The sequence below is a fragment of the Yersinia intermedia genome, from assembly GCF_900635455.1.
Lineage (GTDB): Bacteria > Pseudomonadota > Gammaproteobacteria > Enterobacterales > Enterobacteriaceae > Yersinia > Yersinia intermedia.
On record NZ_LR134116.1, the window covers coordinates 749,159 to 767,751 of the forward strand.

Consider the following 18,593-nt stretch of genomic DNA (forward strand, 5'->3'; position numbering starts at 1 on the left):
CATGATGACGCACGCTGTACTGATGGCCCGGATAGCCAAAATTAACCTGACTTGCACGGTATTGGGGTTGAGCATGTTGATCGCCGGTTGTGCCACAGATCGCCTGGATCTTGCCCCTGCCTCCTATTCCGAACCTTGGGTAGCGGATGCCAATACCGGCAGCGCGGCGGGCACGGGTAACTTCGCTGTACCCGCTAATCCGGTGGTGGCAGAACTTCCTCAGCCCCCAACAATAAAGAGCGGATATCGCTACTCATTACCTGAGCTGATTGATATTGCCCAGAATCAGAATCCAGATACCCGCATTGCCTGGCAGCAGGCGCGGCAGGCTGCATTGGTCGTCGGAATGGGGGAGGCGGTATTTTTACCGATCATTTCAGCCAGTGTTATTGGTGGTTATCAAAGTACCAGTACACCGTTACCTTACGCTATTGGCAGCCATAAGGACGTTAATACCTCTGGGAGTGCGGTTGTTCCGGCACTGGCATTACAGTGGCTTATCTTTGATTTCGGGCAGCGTAGTGCATTACTTGACGCGGCGAAACACACCTCTTATGCCGCCAATGTCAGCTTTAATGGTATGCATCAGAAGCTAATCTATGATGTCACACGGACTTACTTCCAATACGGTGCCGCGCAGACCCAGAGGCAGATAGCAGAACAAACGTTGAAAAATAGCTTAAAAATTCAGGATGCTGCCGAGGAACGCCAGAAAAAGGGGATTGCCACTACAGTAGAAGTGGCGCTGGCGCGGCAACAGGTTGCACAGTCTGAACTGCGCCGCGTGGTGGCAAAAGGTACGGAACGTGATGCTTATCAGGCATTACTGGGTGCGATGGGCGTGTCTCCTTCATTGGATATCAACGTCGCTTATACCGAAGATCGCGCTTTACCGGATGTGACCAACGCACCAACCGAAAAGATGATCCGGCTGGCCCTTTCCCAGCGGCCTGATGTGTTAGCCAGCTATGCGGCAGTCGAAGCGGCCAAGGCGGGTATTAAAGCTACTGAGGCTGATTTCTTGCCGAAAGTCTATCTTGCCGGAGCGGTCGCAGGCGGTGATGGGCGCTTTGATATTCAAGGGCTACCGGGTATCAGCCAGCAGACTTCCTCTTCCAGCATTTTGGTCGGTGTTAGTGTGCCTCTTTATGATGGCGGGATACGGGCGGCGCGGGTCAAAGAAGCGGAGTCGCGTGCGGCCGTTGCTGCTGAAGGGTTTAAGAAAACACAGGAGCTGGCGGTTCGTGAAATTGTGGTAGCGGCGGATACCTTGCGCTCGGCACTTGAATCCAATCAGGCGGCACTTAATCTCGTGAAAACGTCATTTATTACCTATGATGCTGCACTGGAATCTTATCGTAATGGTGTCGGCACCATTACTGTCGCCAACGAAGCGGCCAATGGGTTGTTGAACGCGCAACAAATGAGTAGCGATGCGCATGCAGCTTCGCTGGTCGCTGCGGCTAATCTGGCTTTTGTGATGGGTAAAATGACGAATGTCTCACAACCTCTCGAACTGCTTCATTAGCCGTAGAAAAAGGGTTTTCCTTCGGCTATATGAATGGCAATTCAGTGCGTTGCACAAATAAATACTGGTGATGATAAGCCATTAATAACATACAGGTTTTTATCTATGTTTTTTATACTGAAAAAATACTGCACATCATCATGTGTGGTCTGAATGAATTTCGACCAGACATTTTCGGGGACATCATCAATAGCTCTTATCACCTGAGTGGTGAATTTGACTGTATAAACACCGTGATTATCAAGAGGCGTGTAGTTAAATGGCAGAGCACGATTCAGTATATATGATGATGTTTTATCCTGTGCCGTGCCGGTGAATTTTATGAACCCCTTGCCATTGTGAGACAAAAAGACACTCACGTCCGCCAGTAATGAAACGGAATCATTGAGGTTAACGTTTCTTTTCAGATAGAGCTCGGAATCACACTGTAAAACAACTTTAGGCAATAGCTGATAGGCCCAGAAAATAGCGGCGGCGGCTAATATTGCCAGGTATACCACAGTAAGGTAACCCTTTTTCATTGCGCCTCTCCCGAGTTAATCCTTATCGTTTGGCACTCGTTATATCTGCCCTGTTCATCTACAGCGCATATACCGATAAAGGTGAGCTGATTAATCTTGTAGCCATCACTGCCTTTGGTATAAAAGATGCTGTGCTTTTCCACTGAGCAGTCTACTTTTCTCTGCCTGAGGTCGTGCCGCGCCATATCAAGCGTTTCTGTTCCTGAAGGGAATGCCACATTTTTCTGGATAAAAATCTGGCATTGGTCAATTTCGCCGGCGAGTAAATAATTCGCTTTGCCAATAGTAACATCGGCCCAGTTGGCGTAAATTTTAAGCGCTGTGGCTAACACTGACAGTATCACCAGAATGAGTAATATTTTGGATCTCAGCATTGTCAGGTATTTTCGACCCGGCGCCATCACTTCTTGGGGTAACGGGGCAATAGGCGGGTGAGGGGGGGCGGTATCTGGTTGGATAGTGGTTGATATTTCTTTGGTGTCTGCGGCTATATCATCATCTTGTTCTTTTCCGTTATCTGGCGCGGGCAGTGTTGGGCTCAGTACTGACTCAATCCGCGCTGTAAACTGAAAACCGTATTTAGGTATCGTCGTGATGATTTGCGGATCTTCACCGAAGGCCGCCAGCGCTTTTCTCAGTTCGCTAACATACGCATTCAGGTTACTGTTCGACGCAGTAAAACCATAGTCTTCCCACACATTCTTCAGCAGTACGTCTCTTTCTATTGGTTCATTCTGATGTTTGATAAATTCAAGCAATAGCCGACTTGCCGGGTTGGACAATGTCACTGCCCGCTCTTCATCATTCAACTCCATCAAGATCTTTTCTGATGGATTAAACACAATCGTAAGATTAAGTATATATTTCATCTATGACTCTAATGGACTAAACAACCTTTAATCGGCGCTAAACCAAAAACAGTAATGCTGTCTTAGGTTAAGCTACACTCATAACTTTGTTTTTTGAAATGTTTTTTATGATTGGTAGCTCTTTTTTTGTGGCAAAGAAAACAGGGGCAACCAACACTGACATAAAGAGCAATATCACTCAATGGGCATTAAGGGTCACTACTGCCAGTTTGAACATTTAATCAATGCTGACCTTATCAGGCTATCAAAGCGCCTTCTTACTGTATTTCACCATTACCACCAGATAGTTTATTATTCTTTTTCATTTGTTTTAAATGGTTTTTTTTGGAGAAAAAAAATGTAAAACGGCAAGTGTCGATATAAAAATCTATGTTTAAAGTAAATAAATGCTCAAATATACTTTATTTAGAATCTTGTTATGATTGTGTCATCCTGATTTAGGCAAGGTGTTGCAATCAACACCGGTTTATATCACCTTTTTTGTTCAGGGGCGCAACAGCATTAGCGCCGTATACCGATATTCAGTAAAAATAGAGTTTTCTATGACCGAGGTGACCGGCAGTGATTTTATCCTCTGCTGATAAACAACCGCGTTTTTTAGGGGGGGGATTATATATTTAATCACTCTACTTAAGTCAGTATGCACATATCAATAATAAATTAATTAACATTATTTATGCTTATTTTTCGTATTAAAGCCCCCTTTATTTAATAGAGGGTGGCATTTATCTGTGGTTAAAACAACCACGTTATATATCGGGTAACCGAAAATCAATATCACCATGAAGGAATTGTTCCATGCGTAAAACTATTTTCTCTCTGACTCCCGCCGCGTTGGTCTTACTGGCGGTAGCCGGGAATGCACAAGCAACCTCTAACGCCCAATTAACGGTTACTGCTAACGTTGTTGCGTCAACCTGTGATGTTTCTTTGTCGACCAATAATCTGGACCTGGGTAACTATGCAGCATCTGCATTTAGCGGTGTTGCCACCCCAATCCCTGCCAGCAAAAAGTCATTCACTGTGGGCTTGAACAACTGTGATGCGCCGGGTGCTGCGGGTGATAAAGCCTATTTGGTGGTGAGCGGGCCAGTTCTGGGGGGTAACCCGAACATGTTTAACTCTACCGGTACTAACACCGGCATCATGTTGAACCAGGTTGCGACACCAACCACCTATATCAACAACAATGAGAAGCTGTTGGTAGCGACTGCAGGCTCAACGCCAGCCGCAGGTGACTTTAATACCAAGACACTGAATCTGCAGGCCGGTCTGGCATCAACCACCGCAACGGGTATCAGCATCGGTGCGGTTAGCGCGCCTATCCTGTTTGCCTTTGCCTATAACTGATTTTCCTGATGGCAGGTGGCTTCAGCCGCCTGCCATTGTGACCTTTTTCCTTTTTACTCTGGAGCGAAAGAATGACGCGCGTAACACTGCTTATTCCGATGATGATGGCGCTGCTGTCGTGCCCACCGGCCGCATTGGCTGACGGATTTGGTATCAATGCCACCCGCCTGATTTACCCACAGGGCGCCGGTAGCATTGCTGTCACCGTACGTAACACGCAACCGACATTGCCTTACCTGGTGCAGACCTCGATAAGCCGGGCAGCAGATAGCTATAAAACGACCCCGTTTACGGTCACGCCACCGATATTCCGTCTGGAACCCAAGAGTGTAAACCAAATCCGTATTGCGGGTAATGACTCCGATTTACCTAAAGACCGTGAATCTGTCTTTTATTTCCATGCGACCGCGATCCCAGCAACAACCGCACCCACTGAGAATCAATCGAGTACGGGCGTACAAGCCTCGGTGCAATTTGGTGTTGGTAGCATTATCAAGCTGTTTTACCGCCCGGCAGGCTTGTCGTCATCCTCTACGGATGCACAAAAGAACCTCAAATTCAGCGCTGGAAAGAGCGGGCTAGAGGTCAGTAATCCATCACCTTACTTTGTTAGTTTTGCGAGTATTAAGTTTGGTGGTCAGGCGCTCAAGTTAGATACGCCTGCGGCGTTGATGATCGCCCCTTTTAGTACACATACCTACCCCACAACGGTGAAAAGCGGCAGCGTGGAGTGGCAAACCATTAATGACCAGGGTGGCGTAGATGCATTTAAACAGCTTCTGCCTTAAGAAAGCGCTTTGGGTGGGTTTGAGTGTGTTGTTAGGCGTAACCAGTATCAATACTCATGCCGTGACGTTGAACTTTTCTGCAACCATAGTGCAAGGGACTTGCTCGCTAAGCCTGGATAAAAGTGTATTGCCATTGGGGAGTGTGAATCAAGCTAGCTTGATCAGCGGAACACTGGTCAATTTGCAACCTTTTACGCTTACTGCCGATAATTGTAATGGTGCAACGGGTGGAAGCTTGCAGCCCGTCATTACTGTTGTTGGTGCCGGTAGCCTTCAGGATGGGAAATGGCTGTTTCGCAGTAGTGACTCTGATGTGGGCGGCGCTGGCGTGATATTAGTGCAAAGTGCCACCCAGCCGATTTATGCCAGCACGGAGGTTAAATCTGGTGACTATTTCCCGTTAGCCGCTGTGGGCCAGGCTCCGGTCAATAAAGTGTTGCCATTTTTCGCCGGTGTGAGCTGTGGGGGAAGTACCGGTTGCGCCACACTTAAGCCTGGGCAACTCACGGCCAATGTTAATTTCGTTTTTGCCTATCGTTGAGGTCGCTATGCCATTTGCACACTTTTCCCTTATTACGCTGCTGTCGATGATATTGGTCGGGGTGCCAGCAATGGCGGCAAGTTCAGGCGGCGTCAGTTTAAGTCAGACCCGGGTGATATTTTCCGCAGAGGATAAGGCGCAAACCCTCACGGTAAAGAATACCAGTAAGCAAAATTACCTAATTCAAAGCCGTATCCAAAACGAAATGAAAAATGATGCGGCAGTGCCTTTTGTTGTCACGCCACCGTTGTTTCCATTGGCGGGGGAAGGTAACCAATTAGTGCGAATCCTTAAGCAGAGCGAGTCGCTACCTGGCGATAGAGAGTCCCTGTTTTACCTCTCGGTATTAGCCATTCCGGGCCAGACAGAACCTGCACCAGAAGAAGCGCGTTTATCCATGGGTTTTCAGTTTGTTATCAAGCTGTTTTATCGCCCTACGGGTCTGAAGGATGTGCCATCCGATGCTGGTTGCCAACTTAAATTGATCCGGGTAGGGAATGGCATCCGTATTGAGAATCCAACCCCCTATTTTATGACGTTTGGGACGTTGAAGCTCGACCATAGCGTTATCGATTTAGACTCATCCCCGTCGATGATTGCACCTATGGGGGCTCAGACCTATCCCGCTGCTCATACAATTAAGCATGTGGAGTGGCAAACCATAACCGATGCGGGTGGTTTGTCTGCATTGTGCCAACGCACAGTATCATCATAGGAATAACCAAAATGAAATACCTTACCCCCTTAGTCACGCTGCTGTTATGCAGCGTGTTGGTATTTGCAGGCGTTCATGCGGCCCCTTCTGAATCTCAGGGGATTTCTTTTCATGTGCTGCGAGTGATTTACCCTGCAAGTGAGCAAAAGGGCGTCACGTTAACGGTAAATAATAAAAGTGCGGCACCCTATTTGTTGCAGTCATGGATCCGCCCTGTTGATGCGAAAACCGGTGATGTGGATTTGAATTACACCGGGCAACCGAAGATGCCTTTTATTGTCACCCCTCCGCTGGAGCGCTTAGAGGCGAATAGTGATCTGATATTGCGTATCCGCCATAACGGTGAACCGCTGCCGACGGATCGGGAATCCGTCTTTTTTATCTCGATGAAAGCGATCCCTGCCAACAAAGAATCTGACAACGCGGGGGCGTCGGGCCAGATGGCCGTGACAGTGGTCAGCAATATGAAGCTGTTCTATCGCCCTGAGGGGCTGGCTAAACGGGCGGTGGCAGAGGTGGCCTCCCAGTTGCATTTTAGCCGTGAAGGGAACGTGCTGATTGCTGAGAACCCGACGCCGTATTGGCTCACCTTTTCGCAACTGAAAGTCGGCAATATTGCGCTGGATAAACCCGCCCTGCGGTTGATGGTGCCACCAAAAGGGCAGCAGCGCTATACCTTGCCAGCGGCAGCAAAAGGCGCAGTTGAGTGGCAACTGATTGATGAGGATGGTTGGAATACACCGGCTAACCAGCAAGCCTTATAATTTTTTCTGATTTTGATGGACAGGTTCACGTCATGCACAACATAACAATAAAAAACAGGCGTAACAGGCCCATCGTGTCGTTCGTTATGGCCGGAGTCTGGCTGCTGGCCGGGGCATTCCCTGTCTGGGCGCGTGACTATTTTGACCCCCGTCTGTTGTCATTGGGCGGCGCGCAGTCGACCAGCACCGACTTGAGTGCATTTGAATCCGCCGGCCAGGTCGCAGAGGGCCATTATCTGGTCACATTGTGGATGAATCAGTCGGATCAGGGGCAGCACACCCTTAACTTTAAAAAGAATGCACAAGGTCAGGTGCAACCGGAACTGACGCCCGCGCTCCTCCATGAATTGGGGGTCAATACTGCGGCGTTGCCGGGGTTCAGCGCATTGCCACCGGACCAGCCGGTCAATGATTTGGCCGCCCTTATTCCTGATGCACAGGTGCACTTTGACTTATCCCAATTGCGGCTGGACATCAGTGTGCCGCAGATTGCCATGCAGCAAAACGCCGCCGGTTATGTCGACCCCGCATTGTGGGACGACGGCGTGCCCGCGTTGCTGATGAACTATAGCCTGAATGGCAGCCGAAACTGGCAACGTGCGCGGGCTGGAATGGACAGCAGCGAACAGACCAATCTGTTTGCCAGTTTGCGTAACGGGCTGAACTGGCAGGCCTGGCGTTTGCGCAGTGACATGACCTATACCCGCAGCCAGAACAGTGGCACTGCGTCGTCGAGCCAGCAAAACACCCGCTTTTCCAATACCTATTTACAGCGCGATATTCATGCCTTGCGCGCTGAGGTGCTGGCGGGGGAAAGCAGTACCGGCAATGAGGTGTTCGACAGTATTCCGTTTCGCGGTATTAAGCTGAATTCCAGCGAAGAAATGCTGCCTAACAGCCTGCGGGGGTTTGCCCCGGAGATTTCCGGTATTGCGCAAAGTAATGCGCGGGTGACGGTCAGCCAGAACGGCAATGTGGTGTATCAAACCTATGTTGCACCGGGGCCGTTTCGCATTAATGACCTCTATCAGACCAGTCAGGGCGGGGATTTGACGGTCACTATCACTGAGGCTGACGGCACGGTGCGCAGCCAGACAATGGCGTTCTCTTCTTTACCGGTGATGCAACGCCCCGGCGCCCTCAAATATGAGTTTACCACCGGGCGTTACGACGGCGGGATAACGCAAGGCTCGCGTGAGGCCACGTTTGCACTGGGCACCTTTATTTATGGTTTGCCCTATGACATCACCCTGTACGGCGGTGGGCTGATGGCTGACGACTATCTCTCTTTTGTGGCGGGGTCGGGCCTGTCACTGGGGACTTTTGGCGCGCTTTCAGCCGATGTCACCACCTCCACAGCCCGATTGCAGGGGCAGGATGAACAGCAACAAGGCCGCTCTTATCGGCTGCGTTATGCCAAAAGCCTGTTGAGCACCGGCACCGCTGTGGATTTGGCGGCCTACCGGTATTCGACCCGCCACTATTACAGTTTCTCGGATTTCAACAATCTGGGGTATGAACTCAATGACAGTCAGGTGCCCTGGGCCTTAGAGCGTCAGCGTTCCAATTTTCAGATGCGCGTCAGCCAGCAACTGGGGGACTGGGGGGCTTTGTATCTGTCGGCCTCCCGCAATGATTTTTGGGGCAATAACCAGGTGAATAACACGGTCTCAGCCGGTTACAACACCAGTTACCGGGGTGTCAGTCTCGGTGTGGCTTACAGCATTGACCGGATAAAAGGTGACGAGGGGTGGCCTGAAAATCGGCAGTTATCCATGAACATGCAGGTGCCGTTTAGCCTGTTTAGTTCATCCCCGGCGGTGAGCCGCCACTATGTTAACTATCAAATGACGCATAATAATCAGGGGCAGGTACAGCAGCAGGTTGGGGTCAGCGGCAATGCGCTGGATGACCGTCTTTCTTACAGCGCGATGCAGAGCCAGTCAAATGGCAGCAGTGGTGACAATTCCACCCTGAATGCGGGCTATCAGGGCAGTAAAGGGATGGCAAACATGGGGTACAGCTACAGCAATCAGTTCCGTTCGCTGAACCTCAGCGGTAACGGCAATCTGGTTGTCCACCCGGAAGGGGTGACGTTGGGGCAAATGCTGGGCAGTTCGGTGGCGATAGTGAGTGCGCCAGGCGCGGAGGGTGTCGAGGTGATGAACGGGAATGTGCGCACCGACAGCCGGGGTTATGCGGTGGTGCCGTATTTATCGAACTACCAGAACAACAATATCAGCCTGAACCCGGCCACGTTGCCGGATGATGTCGACATGGCGAAATCGAGCCTGAAGGTCTACCCGACCAAAGGGGCGGTGGTGATGGCGAAGTTTGATACGCGGGTGGGGTATCAGGCGCTGGTGACGTTGCGCCGAGGGGAAAGCAACATTCCGTTTGGGGCACTGGTGACGGTGGAAGGCGGTTCCGGGAGTGAAAACAACACCGGTATTGTTGGCGACGCCGGTCAGGTGTACCTGAGTGGGCTGCCGGAAAAGGGCCGACTGATGACGAAATGGGGCCAGGGTGCGGACCAGCAGTGCCGCGCAGTGTTTGATTTGGCGGGCAGTGCAGCAAGCTCGGGGAGTAACCCTGTTCGCCAATTAACAGCGCGTTGTGACGCGAGTTAATCGCCTGGGTATCCGGTAAGCATGAATTTGTTGGGGAGAAAACACCATGAAAAATAACCGTCAATGTGTGCGACACAGAATATCTCGCTACTCCCTTGGCCTGTGCCTGCTGGCGCTGATGGGGCAGTCTGCGGTGGCGGACACCATTACCATTGGTAAAGGCAGTGGTATTGTGTGGGAGGGGATGCCATTTAGTGCCACCAATAAAACCATCACATCAACAGCCAGTTACCCAAGCCCAGATTTATATGTCTACAATAGTGTGGCCTATATTACCCCCACAACCCTGTCGGCAGGCTCGTGTGTACCGGACAGTTCGCTGACGACCATTGCCGGGTATAAAGTGTTCAAGATAGCCCCAGGTCTTGGGATAATCCCCCGAGCAACCGTGACGGCCAATTATGTGCTGGCGAATAACACGACAGAGACGCTCAGTGGGACCATTGGGTTGCCGAGCACGCAAGCCACGACGTCAAGTGGTGCGGTGATAACGAATCCGCTTGCGAGCAGCGCCTGGTGTTTAGCCCCCAGAATGTCCGGCAGCACTAATTTCTATAAGGCCAGCACGTATATCAATGCGACAGCGACAGGTACGTGGGTGATGGTGGCTGACGGCACGCAAACCAGTCAGAGTAATATTTCATTATCTAATGTGAATTTTGTCACGGGAGCATTTGGGGCTAGCAATTTTATTGCTATCTTTTCAAAAAACACAACAATACGAGTTTCGACACTAGAGTGTACGGTCAGCACCCCCACTCAGATTGATTTTGGCACGATTGCCATTAATCTCCAGAGCGGTGCTGAACTCAGTGCCCGGACCAATTCATTGATAACCCAGTGTACGCAAGACAGCTCGGTGGGTATTGCTGCCAATATCAACGTGCAGTTCCGGGCGCTCACCGGCCTGTATGGAAGTACGCCAAGCCGCTTGGCACTTAGTCAGGGTGGTGGCTATATTACCGGTGAGATTAATAATGGTGTCACCGGCAGTGGTAGTTGTACGGCAACCACCGGGCTGCCCTTTGATAACACCCCGTTAAAAGTGGGTAACATCACCAGTACACAAGCAAGTCAAAGCACCAGCAACCAGGTGACGTGGCGCTTATGTTCGGGGGGCAGTTCGCTGCCGACGGGGACTGTAAGCGCGGCAGCCGAAATGCTGGTGACGTTTAACTGATTTAAGTATTAACGTGGCAGTAACTCTGGACTACCACGTTAATTTTGTTCGCCAGAATGCACAATTATCAGTTTAATTTTGTTCGCTAGAGCACACCATTATCGGTGAAGCTAATCCATTAATCATATAGATATTTTTACTGATATTTTCCAGATTGATATAGTACGGCATATTATCGTTACCTGTTTCAATAAACTTTGACCACAAATCTTCAGGGACATCATCGATAGCTCTGATTTTTTGCGCTATGAAGTTGATGGTGTAGATACCATCATTGTCGAGATCTGAATATTTGAACGGCAACATGCGATTAAGTACGTATTGTGAGCTACTGTCATCTACAGTTCCCGTAAACTTGATAAATCCACTACCATTTCGATAGAAGAAAAACGAAGTACTTGCTTGCAACTCAATAGAGTGGAGCGGTGTGGTTTCTTTCTTTAGATTGAGTTCGGAATAGCATTTGAATGCGACTTGAGACAGTGATAGATAAACCCATACCAAAGCAACCATCATTAATATTACCAAAAACATAATAGTTAGGTTTTTCTTCTTCACGCCTAAACTCCTGAGTTTATACTTATTGTTCTGCAAGATGTGGAATCACTGCCTTCTTTTTTTGCACAAATACCAATAAAGGTAAGCTGATTAAATTTATGGTCATTGTTCCCTTTTAGATAAAAAATTTCGTTATTATCATTTTTGCAATCTATTTCATCTTGCTGTAAATCATTTTTAACCAAGTTAATAAGTTGATCAGCGGGCGGATAGGTAGAGTTTTTCTTAACATACAGCATACATTTCCCAATCTTACCGGCAAGCACGTGGCTTTTCTTATTAATTATTATCTCAGCGCAGCTATAATAAATCTTAAATGCAGTTATAGTAACTGTAAATATAACTAAGATCAGTAATATCTTTGCGCTAAACTCCATTTTTTCAGCATTACTATCTATATTTTCCTTGCCAGTGATGGGAGTTACATCTATATCAGGCTGTTTTTCATCTCGGTTGAATTCTCTTTTAAAATTTAAGTTTTTTACCTTTTCATCGCTTATATCTTGAGTGTCAATAAGGCAGTCATTTTCCTGACGTTCATCCTTCATCTGTGATTCAACATGAGCAACAAACTGGAACCCATGTTTTGGTATCGTCAAAATGACTTGTGGGCTTTCACCTAACGCTTTGAACGCCTTTCTCAGTTCGCTAACATAGGTGTTTAAATTACTATTGGATGCAGTGAATCCATAGTCCTCCCATATGTCCTTCAATAACGTGATTCTATCTATAGCTTTGTTTCTGTGTTTAATGAACTCAAGCAGTAAACGGGTTGCTGGATTGGACAAAATCACAAAAATATCTTCATCATTAAGAATCATTAATTTCTTTTCTGATGGTTTAAAGAAAATAGTGTAGTTAATTAGGTATTTCATGATTAAGTTGATTTATGAACGAGCTATTGATTGATGTGCGCATATTTAAACTTTAAATAATTTATTGTCAATTTGTATTTTTAGGTGGTGGTGGTGTGCAGTTTAAGTTCTATTTAAAATACAATATTAAAAAATACATAGCCTGTTATTGGCTATATTTTAAGATGTATAACATCTTCATTTACTTAAGTTTTAGAGTAAAAAACTATATATTTAACAATTATCGACACATGTTGCCGCATTGTTGATTTTTGAATAAAGTAACTACTGTTTTGGGGGTTTGGTTGCTTGGTATGGTTGTCATTAGGTGTGGTTAGGTACCACCTGTACGATTTTAAATTTTCATGTTGAGAATTACCGAGATACCATCAGTATCTCACGAGAGGCTTTATGAACAAAAGTGTCATGGTGGTTATTCATGAGAAAGATATATTTTTCTCTTTGGCGTTACAATCTGAACTATCCAAGCATTTAGAAGAGATAACTGAATTAATACTTAATGATTCATTAATTATTCCAGCTAAAAAGACACAAGCTTTAAAACGAGTTTCAAAACAGGATGCACAACTCTATTGTGAACGCCATATTCGGAATACTCATGGTAACAAAAAACACACATTATTCGTTGTGTTCCTGAATGACCGCCAACGTTTAACTTCCGACGGAAAATTACCTGATAATAACCCAGGTATTATATATGGCAATTATAGTAATGATAAGATTGACGGTGTAATCCAGAATATTATTAGTTTGTTGGAAAAGAAAGAGCTTGAGATCGAAAGTAATGCAATTACCTACCCTGCCAATGAGAAAGCATTTACGTGTAAGGAACGCACCGTTATGTGTTACTTAAAATTAGGTATTAATTTAGTGACTATAGCTCAGATGATGAAGCTCAGCATCAAAACGGTTAATGCACATAAGAACTCAATAATGAAAAAAATAAATATGGAAAAAAGAATGCAATCGTATCGTTTTCATATTAATGAGGCATGTCTAGCGTAATATTAGCTGTATCAAAATCCAGATAATTTTTGTCGATGGTTTGGGGTTCTCCCAGCGCTGGTTTTACTCTCTTTTTAACCTCCTTTCTGAATTCATATTGGCCGGACAGCGTCAAGTTAGTAAGTAAATTGGCGGATGTAACAATATGGTCGTTATAGTCGCTGGGGGGCCTTGCAAACGCCAGGTTGTGATGTATGAACAATGATCACACGCTGGCGATTTTTGTAGGATTACCCTTATTAGATTGAGTCGATTAAGTGATTAATACCGATTTATTGGGGTATCCAATTGATTTTATAAACTTATCATTTAAATGTATACTTACCACCGTTAACTCTGGGCACAGTGAGTGAATACGAACGCTATGGTCTCATCTTCCCGACATGTATTTCACTATGCACCGTTTCGAAACTTGTTTTTTGCCCGCCTCCTCACGGTATTAGGCAATGGCATCGCACCGATTGCACTGGCTTTTGCCGTGCTGGATATCGGCGGTTCCGCAGCAGATTTAGGTCTGGTGGTGGCTGCTCGCTCTATTTTCAACGTTGCCTTCTTATTAATTGGTGGGGTACTTGCGGATCGTTACTCTCGAAGTAAGGTTCTGCTGTCTTCATCCGTCATTGCCGCCTTATCTCAAGGGATCGTTGCCTGGTTAGTGCTGGACGGAACAGCAACAATCATGTGGTTGGCGGTCCTCGGGACGATTAACGGCGCGGCTGCGGGTATTGCACTTCCTGCTTCTTCAGCAATGGTTCCACAAACAGTACCAGCACGTAACCTCAGGGAAGCGAACGCTTTTATCCAGTTGGGCATCTATGGCGGGACGGTAATTGGTGCCTCATTGGGTGGGGTTCTGACGGCTGCCATTGGGCCTGGCTGGGGATTGGCCGTCGATGCTTTGGGTTTTGCTGCTTCAGCACCGCTTTATCTCTTGATTCGAACCGCCTCGGCACAGCTCCTCACATCGCAAACCAATATCTTGCAGGATCTACGAGATGGTTGGCAGGAGTTTATTGCTCGCGCGTGGGTTTGGACTATTGTTGCCCAGTTCACCGTTGTTAATGCGGCTTTTAGCGGCGTAGTGATGATCCTTGGCCCGATAGTGGCTGATGCTTCATTTGGGCGTGCCAGTTGGGGGATTATTGTTGCTGCACAAAGTATTGGCCTGATTGCCGGTTCTTTCATTGCGCTCCGCTGGCGGCCACGACGTGATCTGTTTATTGGTGTCATTCTGGTCGCACTTTGCGCAATACCCATTACTCTCCTCAGTATGGTGTCTTCGACTGCTATCCTTATGGTGGCATTTTTTATTGCCGGGGTCGGGTTTGGGCAATTTGGTGTTGTGTGGGCGCATTCTCTACAAACCCATATTCCACCTGAGAAACTCGCGCGTGTTTATGCCTATGATGCGATGGGGTCATTTGTGGCAATTCCTATCGGGGAACTTGCTGCGGGGCCTCTCGCTATGCATTATGGCAGCCGGGCCGTTTTGCTGGCTTCAGCCGTTGCTGTCGTGATAGCGACTATCGCCGCCAGCCTGACGCCGGCAATTAGGCGACTAGATAATGCCGCTCAGGTGAAGCAGCATATTTAGAGGCGTTGTCGCAGGCCAGCAAAGCGGCAAAACTTGCCAGTGATACTGTTGGCGCTTGGCTACAGTATCACTGGGGGATTACGGCTTACAGTGCTCAGCGATGATGCGAATATCCTTTGGTGTGGTACGGCAGCAACCGCCAATCAATCGTGCTCCCAGACGCTGCCATTCCCCGACCAGATCAATCAGGTGGTTGTGTTCACCACCACAGGCGTGCCAGGTTTTGCTTACAGCATCGTAATGTTCCCCTGAGTTTGGATACACCAACAGTGGCTTGTCAGCCAATGCGGTAAACTGCTGTAGCGCAGGGGTGACGTTTTCCAGCGCAATGCAGTTTATGCCGATGGCCAGTACTTGCTGATTGCCGCGCAATAGCGCCAGAACATCCTTCAGTGGAGTACCGTCACTAAGGTGTTGGTTATCGCGTAGTGTGAATGCGAACCAGCCACCCAAGGTAGGGAATTCTTGCAGTAGTGTTAGCAACGCTTGCAACTCATGAAACGATGGCAGTGTTTCACAGGCCAGCAGATCAACCCCGGCCTCAGCCAGTGCTGCGATACGTGGCCGGTGGAAGGCGATCATCTCATCCTGTGGCAGCCGGTAATTGCCTCGGTATTCAGATCCATCTGCGAGATAAGCACCGTATGGGCCAACGGAACCGGCAATCAGCAGCGGCTCAGCTTGCGGATGCTGATTCAAAAAGTCTTTACGTGCCTGCTGTGCCAACTGAACACTTTTGGTAATGAGTTCCAGCGATTGTTGCTGGTCCAGACCACGTTGGAGGAAGCCCTGTGGGGTGGCCTGATAACTGGCAGTGATAGCACATTGTGCCCCCGCGTTAAAATAATCCAGATGAACCTGATAAATCAGTTCAGGATCCTCAATTAGCACCTTAGCTGACCACAGCGGATCACTAAGATCGCAACCTCGCGCCTCCAGTTCAGTAGCCAATGCGCCATCCAAAATCACTGTACGGTCAGCGGTTAAGAGCGCGGAGATAGGGTTATTAACCGGCATGATTCTCTCCCAATGGTTGGTTTTCCCTGGCACGGTGGGTCAGGTAATAGGTGATGTAGCACAGGGCAACAAAGGGTAGCCCGCAGTATAGGGCGATACGTTGCTCAGGATCGAAGGCCAGACCGATACAGGCTAAGAGACACAGGCTGAAGCCTGCGATCGGCGTCAGCGGGTAACCCGGTGCACGGTACTTCAGTCCCTCTATTGGCTGCCCATTGCGTAGGTAGTTGCGGCGAAAAACGTAATGGGCTGCGCAGATACTCAGCCAGACCGCAACGACGGCAAAGCCAGAAATCGCTGATAGTGCGACAAACACCGTATCTGGCGCGATAACGCTGGTCAACAGCGCCAACAAGCCGCCGAGCATGCTAAAGATCAGCGCATTAATGGGAATGCCGCGTTTATTGATGTGGGAAAAATAAGCAGGTAAGGTTCGCTGATTGGCCAATGACCACAGCATGCGGCCAGAGGCGTAAAGACCAGAGTTAGCGGCGGACAGGATGGCCGTCAGGATCACGAAATTGAATATATCGGCGGCATAAGGCACACCAATACGTTCAAATACCAGTACAAACGGGCTTTTGACAACCTCAGCCTGATCCATCGGGATCAGCGCAGCCAGAATAAATACCGTACCGATAAAGAAAACACTCAGGCGGATCACGGTGGTGCGAATTGCCCAAGGAATCGCTTTTTCCGGGTTTTCGGTTTCGCCAGCGGCAATACCGATTAACTCGGTGCCGGAGAACGCGAAATTGACCGCCACCATGGTCATCAGGATCGGTAAGGTGCCGTTTGGCAGCCAGTCAGATTGGGTCAGATTGTGCAGGAAGGGGGCGGGTGTGCCGTCCTTCATCGGCAATAGGCCGAACATCGCCGCACCACCCAAAATGATAAACGCCAGAATGGTGACGACCTTGATCAGTGAGAACCAGAACTCGCTTTCGGCAAAGAAGCGGGTAGTAACCACATTGAGCAGAAAAATAGCCAGACAAAAGATAAGGCACCATAACCACACTGGCGATTGAGGGAACCAATACTGCATACAGAAACCAGCAGCGGTCAGGCTGGAACCGAGGGCTACAGTCCAGGTCAGCCAGTATAACCAGGCAACGGTATAGCCGGTAGCTGGGCCAAGATAGCGCGAAGCATAAACGTGGAAAGCCCCCGTTTCTGGCATCGCCACCGACAGTTCCCCCAGGCAGAGCATCACCAGATAGACCACCAGAGCGCCGATCATATAGGCCAACAGTGTGCCAAGGGCACCTGTGGTGGAAATTATATAGCCAGTATTGAAGAATAGGCCGGTACCAATCACTCCCCCCAGGGACAGCATCACCAGATGCCGGGCTTTCATTGTACGTTTGAACTGCCCTTCGACGGGAACAGGTGAGTGCATGATATTTTATCCGTTTAGACGTCTATATCTCTAAATGGCTGTTAGTTATACCTGCAATACCTTATGAAATCAATGCTAGATCAACCGTGCCTCGATTCTATTACCCACAGTTTGGAAAAAAACCGTTCATCGTCATCTATTCAATGGGTCTACATGTGTCATTACATTTAAAACATGATGGTTATTTAATACTGCATTTCTGGCCGCAACGGCAATGTCATGCCCTTCCTTTACTGATAAATGACCATCAATTTCCAAATGAACATCAACAATAACTAAGTCACCCATCTTTCTTGTCTTCAGGTCATGAATACCTTCAACACCGTCTGTAGCCAATAATGTTGTTTTTATTTTCTCTTCAGTTTCAATGTCTACAGCCCGGTCCATTAAGTCGTGTAGTGAGTCTGCCATAAATGAATAACCCATCTTGGTCACAATAAGACCTACGACAAGGGCAGCAACCGGGTCAAGGAATTTAAAACCTAATAAATTACCGATAATCCCGAGAGCAACAACCAAAGATGAAGCGGCATCAGAGCGGGCATGCCAGGCATTAGCGACTAGCATGCTGGATTTAACACGGGTAGCAACGGCTAACATATAGCGAAAAAGTAGCTCTTTGAAAACCAAAGCAGCTAAGGCCACCCAAAGTGCAATGATGTGCACTTGAGGGATCGCCTCGGGGTGCTGAATTTTATTTGCTGCTGACCACAGCATCCCGATACCCACAATAAATAATATTGATCCCAGAATTAATGATGCTCCATTTTCATAACGGTGGTGGCCGTAATGGTGGTCATCATCGGGATCTTTTTTACTTTTATGGTTCGCAATAAGTACAACAAAGTCTGCAACTAAATCAGATAGTGAATGAATACCATCCGCTATAAGCCCTTGAGACCCGGAGAATATTCCGGTAACTATCTGCCATAATGTCAGGAGGCAATTAACAAATACACTTATCCATGTACTTTTACGGGCAGCACGGAATCGTTCATGAGAATTATTATTAATATCATCGACAACTTTATTTTCTTGCATTTGATTCTCCAGACAACAACTGACAGTAAATACTAACCAGATGATTAATATTATGAATTACTGAAAATAATCCAGTTTTAGGACTGGGATTGCTGTCCAACGGAATCGCTAAGTTTCTTAAACTCTATTTATTCTGTTGTTTTAATCGTGAAATGTAAATACTGAATCAGCTTAAGTTTTTCTTAAGCATCAATCATTAGACTCCTTATTATCAGTAA

Annotated in this window: 17 protein-coding genes; 10 read left to right on the forward strand and 7 right to left on the reverse strand. The window is 47.8% G+C overall.

What is annotated here, in order from left to right:
- The first annotated feature begins 1 nt into the window (after nt 1).
- On the forward strand, nt 2–1,528 hold the full coding sequence (locus EL015_RS03405; protein ID WP_032907735.1) for a TolC family protein: 1,527 nt from the start codon (nt 2–4) through the stop codon (nt 1,526–1,528).
- A gap of 41 nt (nt 1,529–1,569) precedes the next feature.
- Here EL015_RS03405 and EL015_RS03410 read toward each other — a convergent pair whose 3' ends face one another.
- Entirely contained in the window at nt 1,570–2,049 is a 480-nt protein-coding gene (locus tag EL015_RS03410; protein ID WP_032907734.1) for a FidL-like protein, read from the reverse strand.
- Complete coding sequence (locus EL015_RS03415) at nt 2,046–2,918, reverse strand: winged helix-turn-helix domain-containing protein (RefSeq protein WP_005191659.1); 873 nt, start codon at nt 2,916–2,918, stop codon at nt 2,046–2,048. Before EL015_RS03415 ends, EL015_RS03410 begins: the two co-directional genes overlap by 4 nt.
- Nucleotides 2,919–3,716: 798 nt before the next feature.
- On the opposite strand from EL015_RS03415, the gene EL015_RS03420 reads away from it, so the two are divergent.
- The 7 genes from EL015_RS03420 (at nt 3,717) to EL015_RS03450 (ending at nt 10,886) form a co-directional block, all read left to right on the forward strand.
- On the forward strand, nt 3,717–4,268 hold the full coding sequence (locus EL015_RS03420) for a fimbrial protein (RefSeq protein WP_042568297.1): 552 nt from the start codon (nt 3,717–3,719) through the stop codon (nt 4,266–4,268).
- Nucleotides 4,269–4,339: 71 nt separating this feature from the next.
- Nucleotides 4,340–5,056 (forward strand): fimbrial biogenesis chaperone, encoded by a 717-nt coding sequence (locus EL015_RS03425; RefSeq protein WP_005193325.1) that lies wholly within the window; start codon nt 4,340–4,342, stop codon nt 5,054–5,056.
- A complete protein-coding gene (locus tag EL015_RS03430) occupies nt 5,031–5,597 on the forward strand; it encodes a fimbrial protein (protein WP_050088456.1) in 567 nt (188 codons plus the stop codon). The genes EL015_RS03425 and EL015_RS03430 overlap by 26 nt, the downstream gene beginning before the upstream one ends.
- 7 nt (nt 5,598–5,604) lie before the next feature.
- Nucleotides 5,605–6,312 carry a fimbrial biogenesis chaperone gene (locus EL015_RS03435; protein ID WP_005193323.1) on the forward strand — a complete coding sequence of 236 codons (708 nt, stop codon included), beginning with the start codon at nt 5,605–5,607 and terminating at the stop codon, nt 6,310–6,312.
- A gap of 11 nt (nt 6,313–6,323) precedes the next feature.
- Nucleotides 6,324–7,076 (forward strand): fimbrial biogenesis chaperone, encoded by a 753-nt coding sequence (locus EL015_RS03440; protein WP_005193320.1) that lies wholly within the window; start codon nt 6,324–6,326, stop codon nt 7,074–7,076.
- A 74-nt stretch (nt 7,077–7,150) separates the two neighbouring features.
- The gene (locus tag EL015_RS03445; protein WP_241971670.1) at nt 7,151–9,706 is read left to right on the forward strand and encodes a fimbria/pilus outer membrane usher protein; all 2,556 of its coding nucleotides are present in this window, start codon (nt 7,151–7,153) and stop codon (nt 9,704–9,706) included.
- Between the two features lie 46 nt (nt 9,707–9,752).
- The gene (locus tag EL015_RS03450; protein ID WP_231118603.1) at nt 9,753–10,886 is read left to right on the forward strand and encodes an adhesin; all 1,134 of its coding nucleotides are present in this window, start codon (nt 9,753–9,755) and stop codon (nt 10,884–10,886) included.
- 72 nt (nt 10,887–10,958) lie between these two features.
- On the opposite strand, the gene EL015_RS03455 is transcribed toward EL015_RS03450, so the two are convergent.
- Both EL015_RS03455 and EL015_RS03460 read right to left on the reverse strand, forming a co-directional pair.
- Nucleotides 10,959–11,444, reverse strand: coding sequence for a FidL-like protein (locus EL015_RS03455; RefSeq protein ID WP_032907321.1), 486 nt, complete (start codon nt 11,442–11,444; stop codon nt 10,959–10,961).
- Nucleotides 11,445–11,446: 2 nt separating this feature from the next.
- Nucleotides 11,447–12,265: a winged helix-turn-helix domain-containing protein gene (locus EL015_RS03460; protein ID WP_050074603.1), complete on the reverse strand. Its 819-nt coding sequence runs from the start codon at nt 12,263–12,265 to the stop codon at nt 11,447–11,449.
- Nucleotides 12,266–12,709: 444 nt separating this feature from the next.
- Between EL015_RS03460 and EL015_RS03465 the strand changes: the two genes are divergently transcribed.
- Both EL015_RS03465 and EL015_RS03470 read left to right on the forward strand, forming a co-directional pair.
- Complete coding sequence (locus tag EL015_RS03465; protein WP_005189998.1) at nt 12,710–13,324, forward strand: helix-turn-helix transcriptional regulator; 615 nt, start codon at nt 12,710–12,712, stop codon at nt 13,322–13,324.
- A gap of 364 nt (nt 13,325–13,688) precedes the next feature.
- On the forward strand, nt 13,689–14,918 hold the full coding sequence (locus tag EL015_RS03470; protein WP_032907335.1) for an MFS transporter: 1,230 nt from the start codon (nt 13,689–13,691) through the stop codon (nt 14,916–14,918).
- A 78-nt stretch (nt 14,919–14,996) separates the two neighbouring features.
- Here EL015_RS03470 and mmuM read toward each other — a convergent pair whose 3' ends face one another.
- From mmuM to EL015_RS03485, 3 genes are all read right to left on the reverse strand, one after another.
- Complete coding sequence (gene mmuM, locus EL015_RS03475; protein ID WP_032907318.1) at nt 14,997–15,935, reverse strand: homocysteine S-methyltransferase; 939 nt, start codon at nt 15,933–15,935, stop codon at nt 14,997–14,999.
- Entirely contained in the window at nt 15,925–17,334 is a 1,410-nt protein-coding gene (gene mmuP, locus EL015_RS03480) for an S-methylmethionine permease (RefSeq protein WP_032907317.1), read from the reverse strand. Before mmuP ends, mmuM begins: the two co-directional genes overlap by 11 nt.
- A gap of 132 nt (nt 17,335–17,466) precedes the next feature.
- Nucleotides 17,467–18,375, reverse strand: coding sequence for a cation diffusion facilitator family transporter (locus tag EL015_RS03485; RefSeq protein ID WP_005189985.1), 909 nt, complete (start codon nt 18,373–18,375; stop codon nt 17,467–17,469).
- Nucleotides 18,376–18,593 lie beyond the last annotated feature (218 nt).

Coding starts and splice junctions, on each gene's coding strand:
- mmuP (WP_032907317.1), bottom strand. CDS start 17,334: ATGCACTCACCTGTTCCCGTCGAAGGGCAGTTCAAACGTACAATGAAA.
- EL015_RS03435 (WP_005193323.1), top strand. CDS start 5,605: ATGCCATTTGCACACTTTTCCCTTATTACGCTGCTGTCGATGATATTG.
- EL015_RS03405 (WP_032907735.1), top strand. CDS start 2: ATGATGACGCACGCTGTACTGATGGCCCGGATAGCCAAAATTAACCTG.
- EL015_RS03465 (WP_005189998.1), top strand. CDS start 12,710: ATGAACAAAAGTGTCATGGTGGTTATTCATGAGAAAGATATATTTTTC.
- EL015_RS03485 (WP_005189985.1), bottom strand. CDS start 18,375: ATGCAAGAAAATAAAGTTGTCGATGATATTAATAATAATTCTCATGAA.
- EL015_RS03450 (WP_231118603.1), top strand. CDS start 9,753: ATGAAAAATAACCGTCAATGTGTGCGACACAGAATATCTCGCTACTCC.
- EL015_RS03460 (WP_050074603.1), bottom strand. CDS start 12,265: ATGATTCTTAATGATGAAGATATTTTTGTGATTTTGTCCAATCCAGCA.
- EL015_RS03440 (WP_005193320.1), top strand. CDS start 6,324: ATGAAATACCTTACCCCCTTAGTCACGCTGCTGTTATGCAGCGTGTTG.
- EL015_RS03430 (WP_050088456.1), top strand. CDS start 5,031: ATGCATTTAAACAGCTTCTGCCTTAAGAAAGCGCTTTGGGTGGGTTTG.
- EL015_RS03415 (WP_005191659.1), bottom strand. CDS start 2,918: ATGAAATATATACTTAATCTTACGATTGTGTTTAATCCATCAGAAAAG.
- EL015_RS03420 (WP_042568297.1), top strand. CDS start 3,717: ATGCGTAAAACTATTTTCTCTCTGACTCCCGCCGCGTTGGTCTTACTG.
- mmuM (WP_032907318.1), bottom strand. CDS start 15,935: ATGCCGGTTAATAACCCTATCTCCGCGCTCTTAACCGCTGACCGTACA.
- EL015_RS03425 (WP_005193325.1), top strand. CDS start 4,340: ATGACGCGCGTAACACTGCTTATTCCGATGATGATGGCGCTGCTGTCG.
- EL015_RS03470 (WP_032907335.1), top strand. CDS start 13,689: ATGGTCTCATCTTCCCGACATGTATTTCACTATGCACCGTTTCGAAAC.
- EL015_RS03410 (WP_032907734.1), bottom strand. CDS start 2,049: ATGAAAAAGGGTTACCTTACTGTGGTATACCTGGCAATATTAGCCGCC.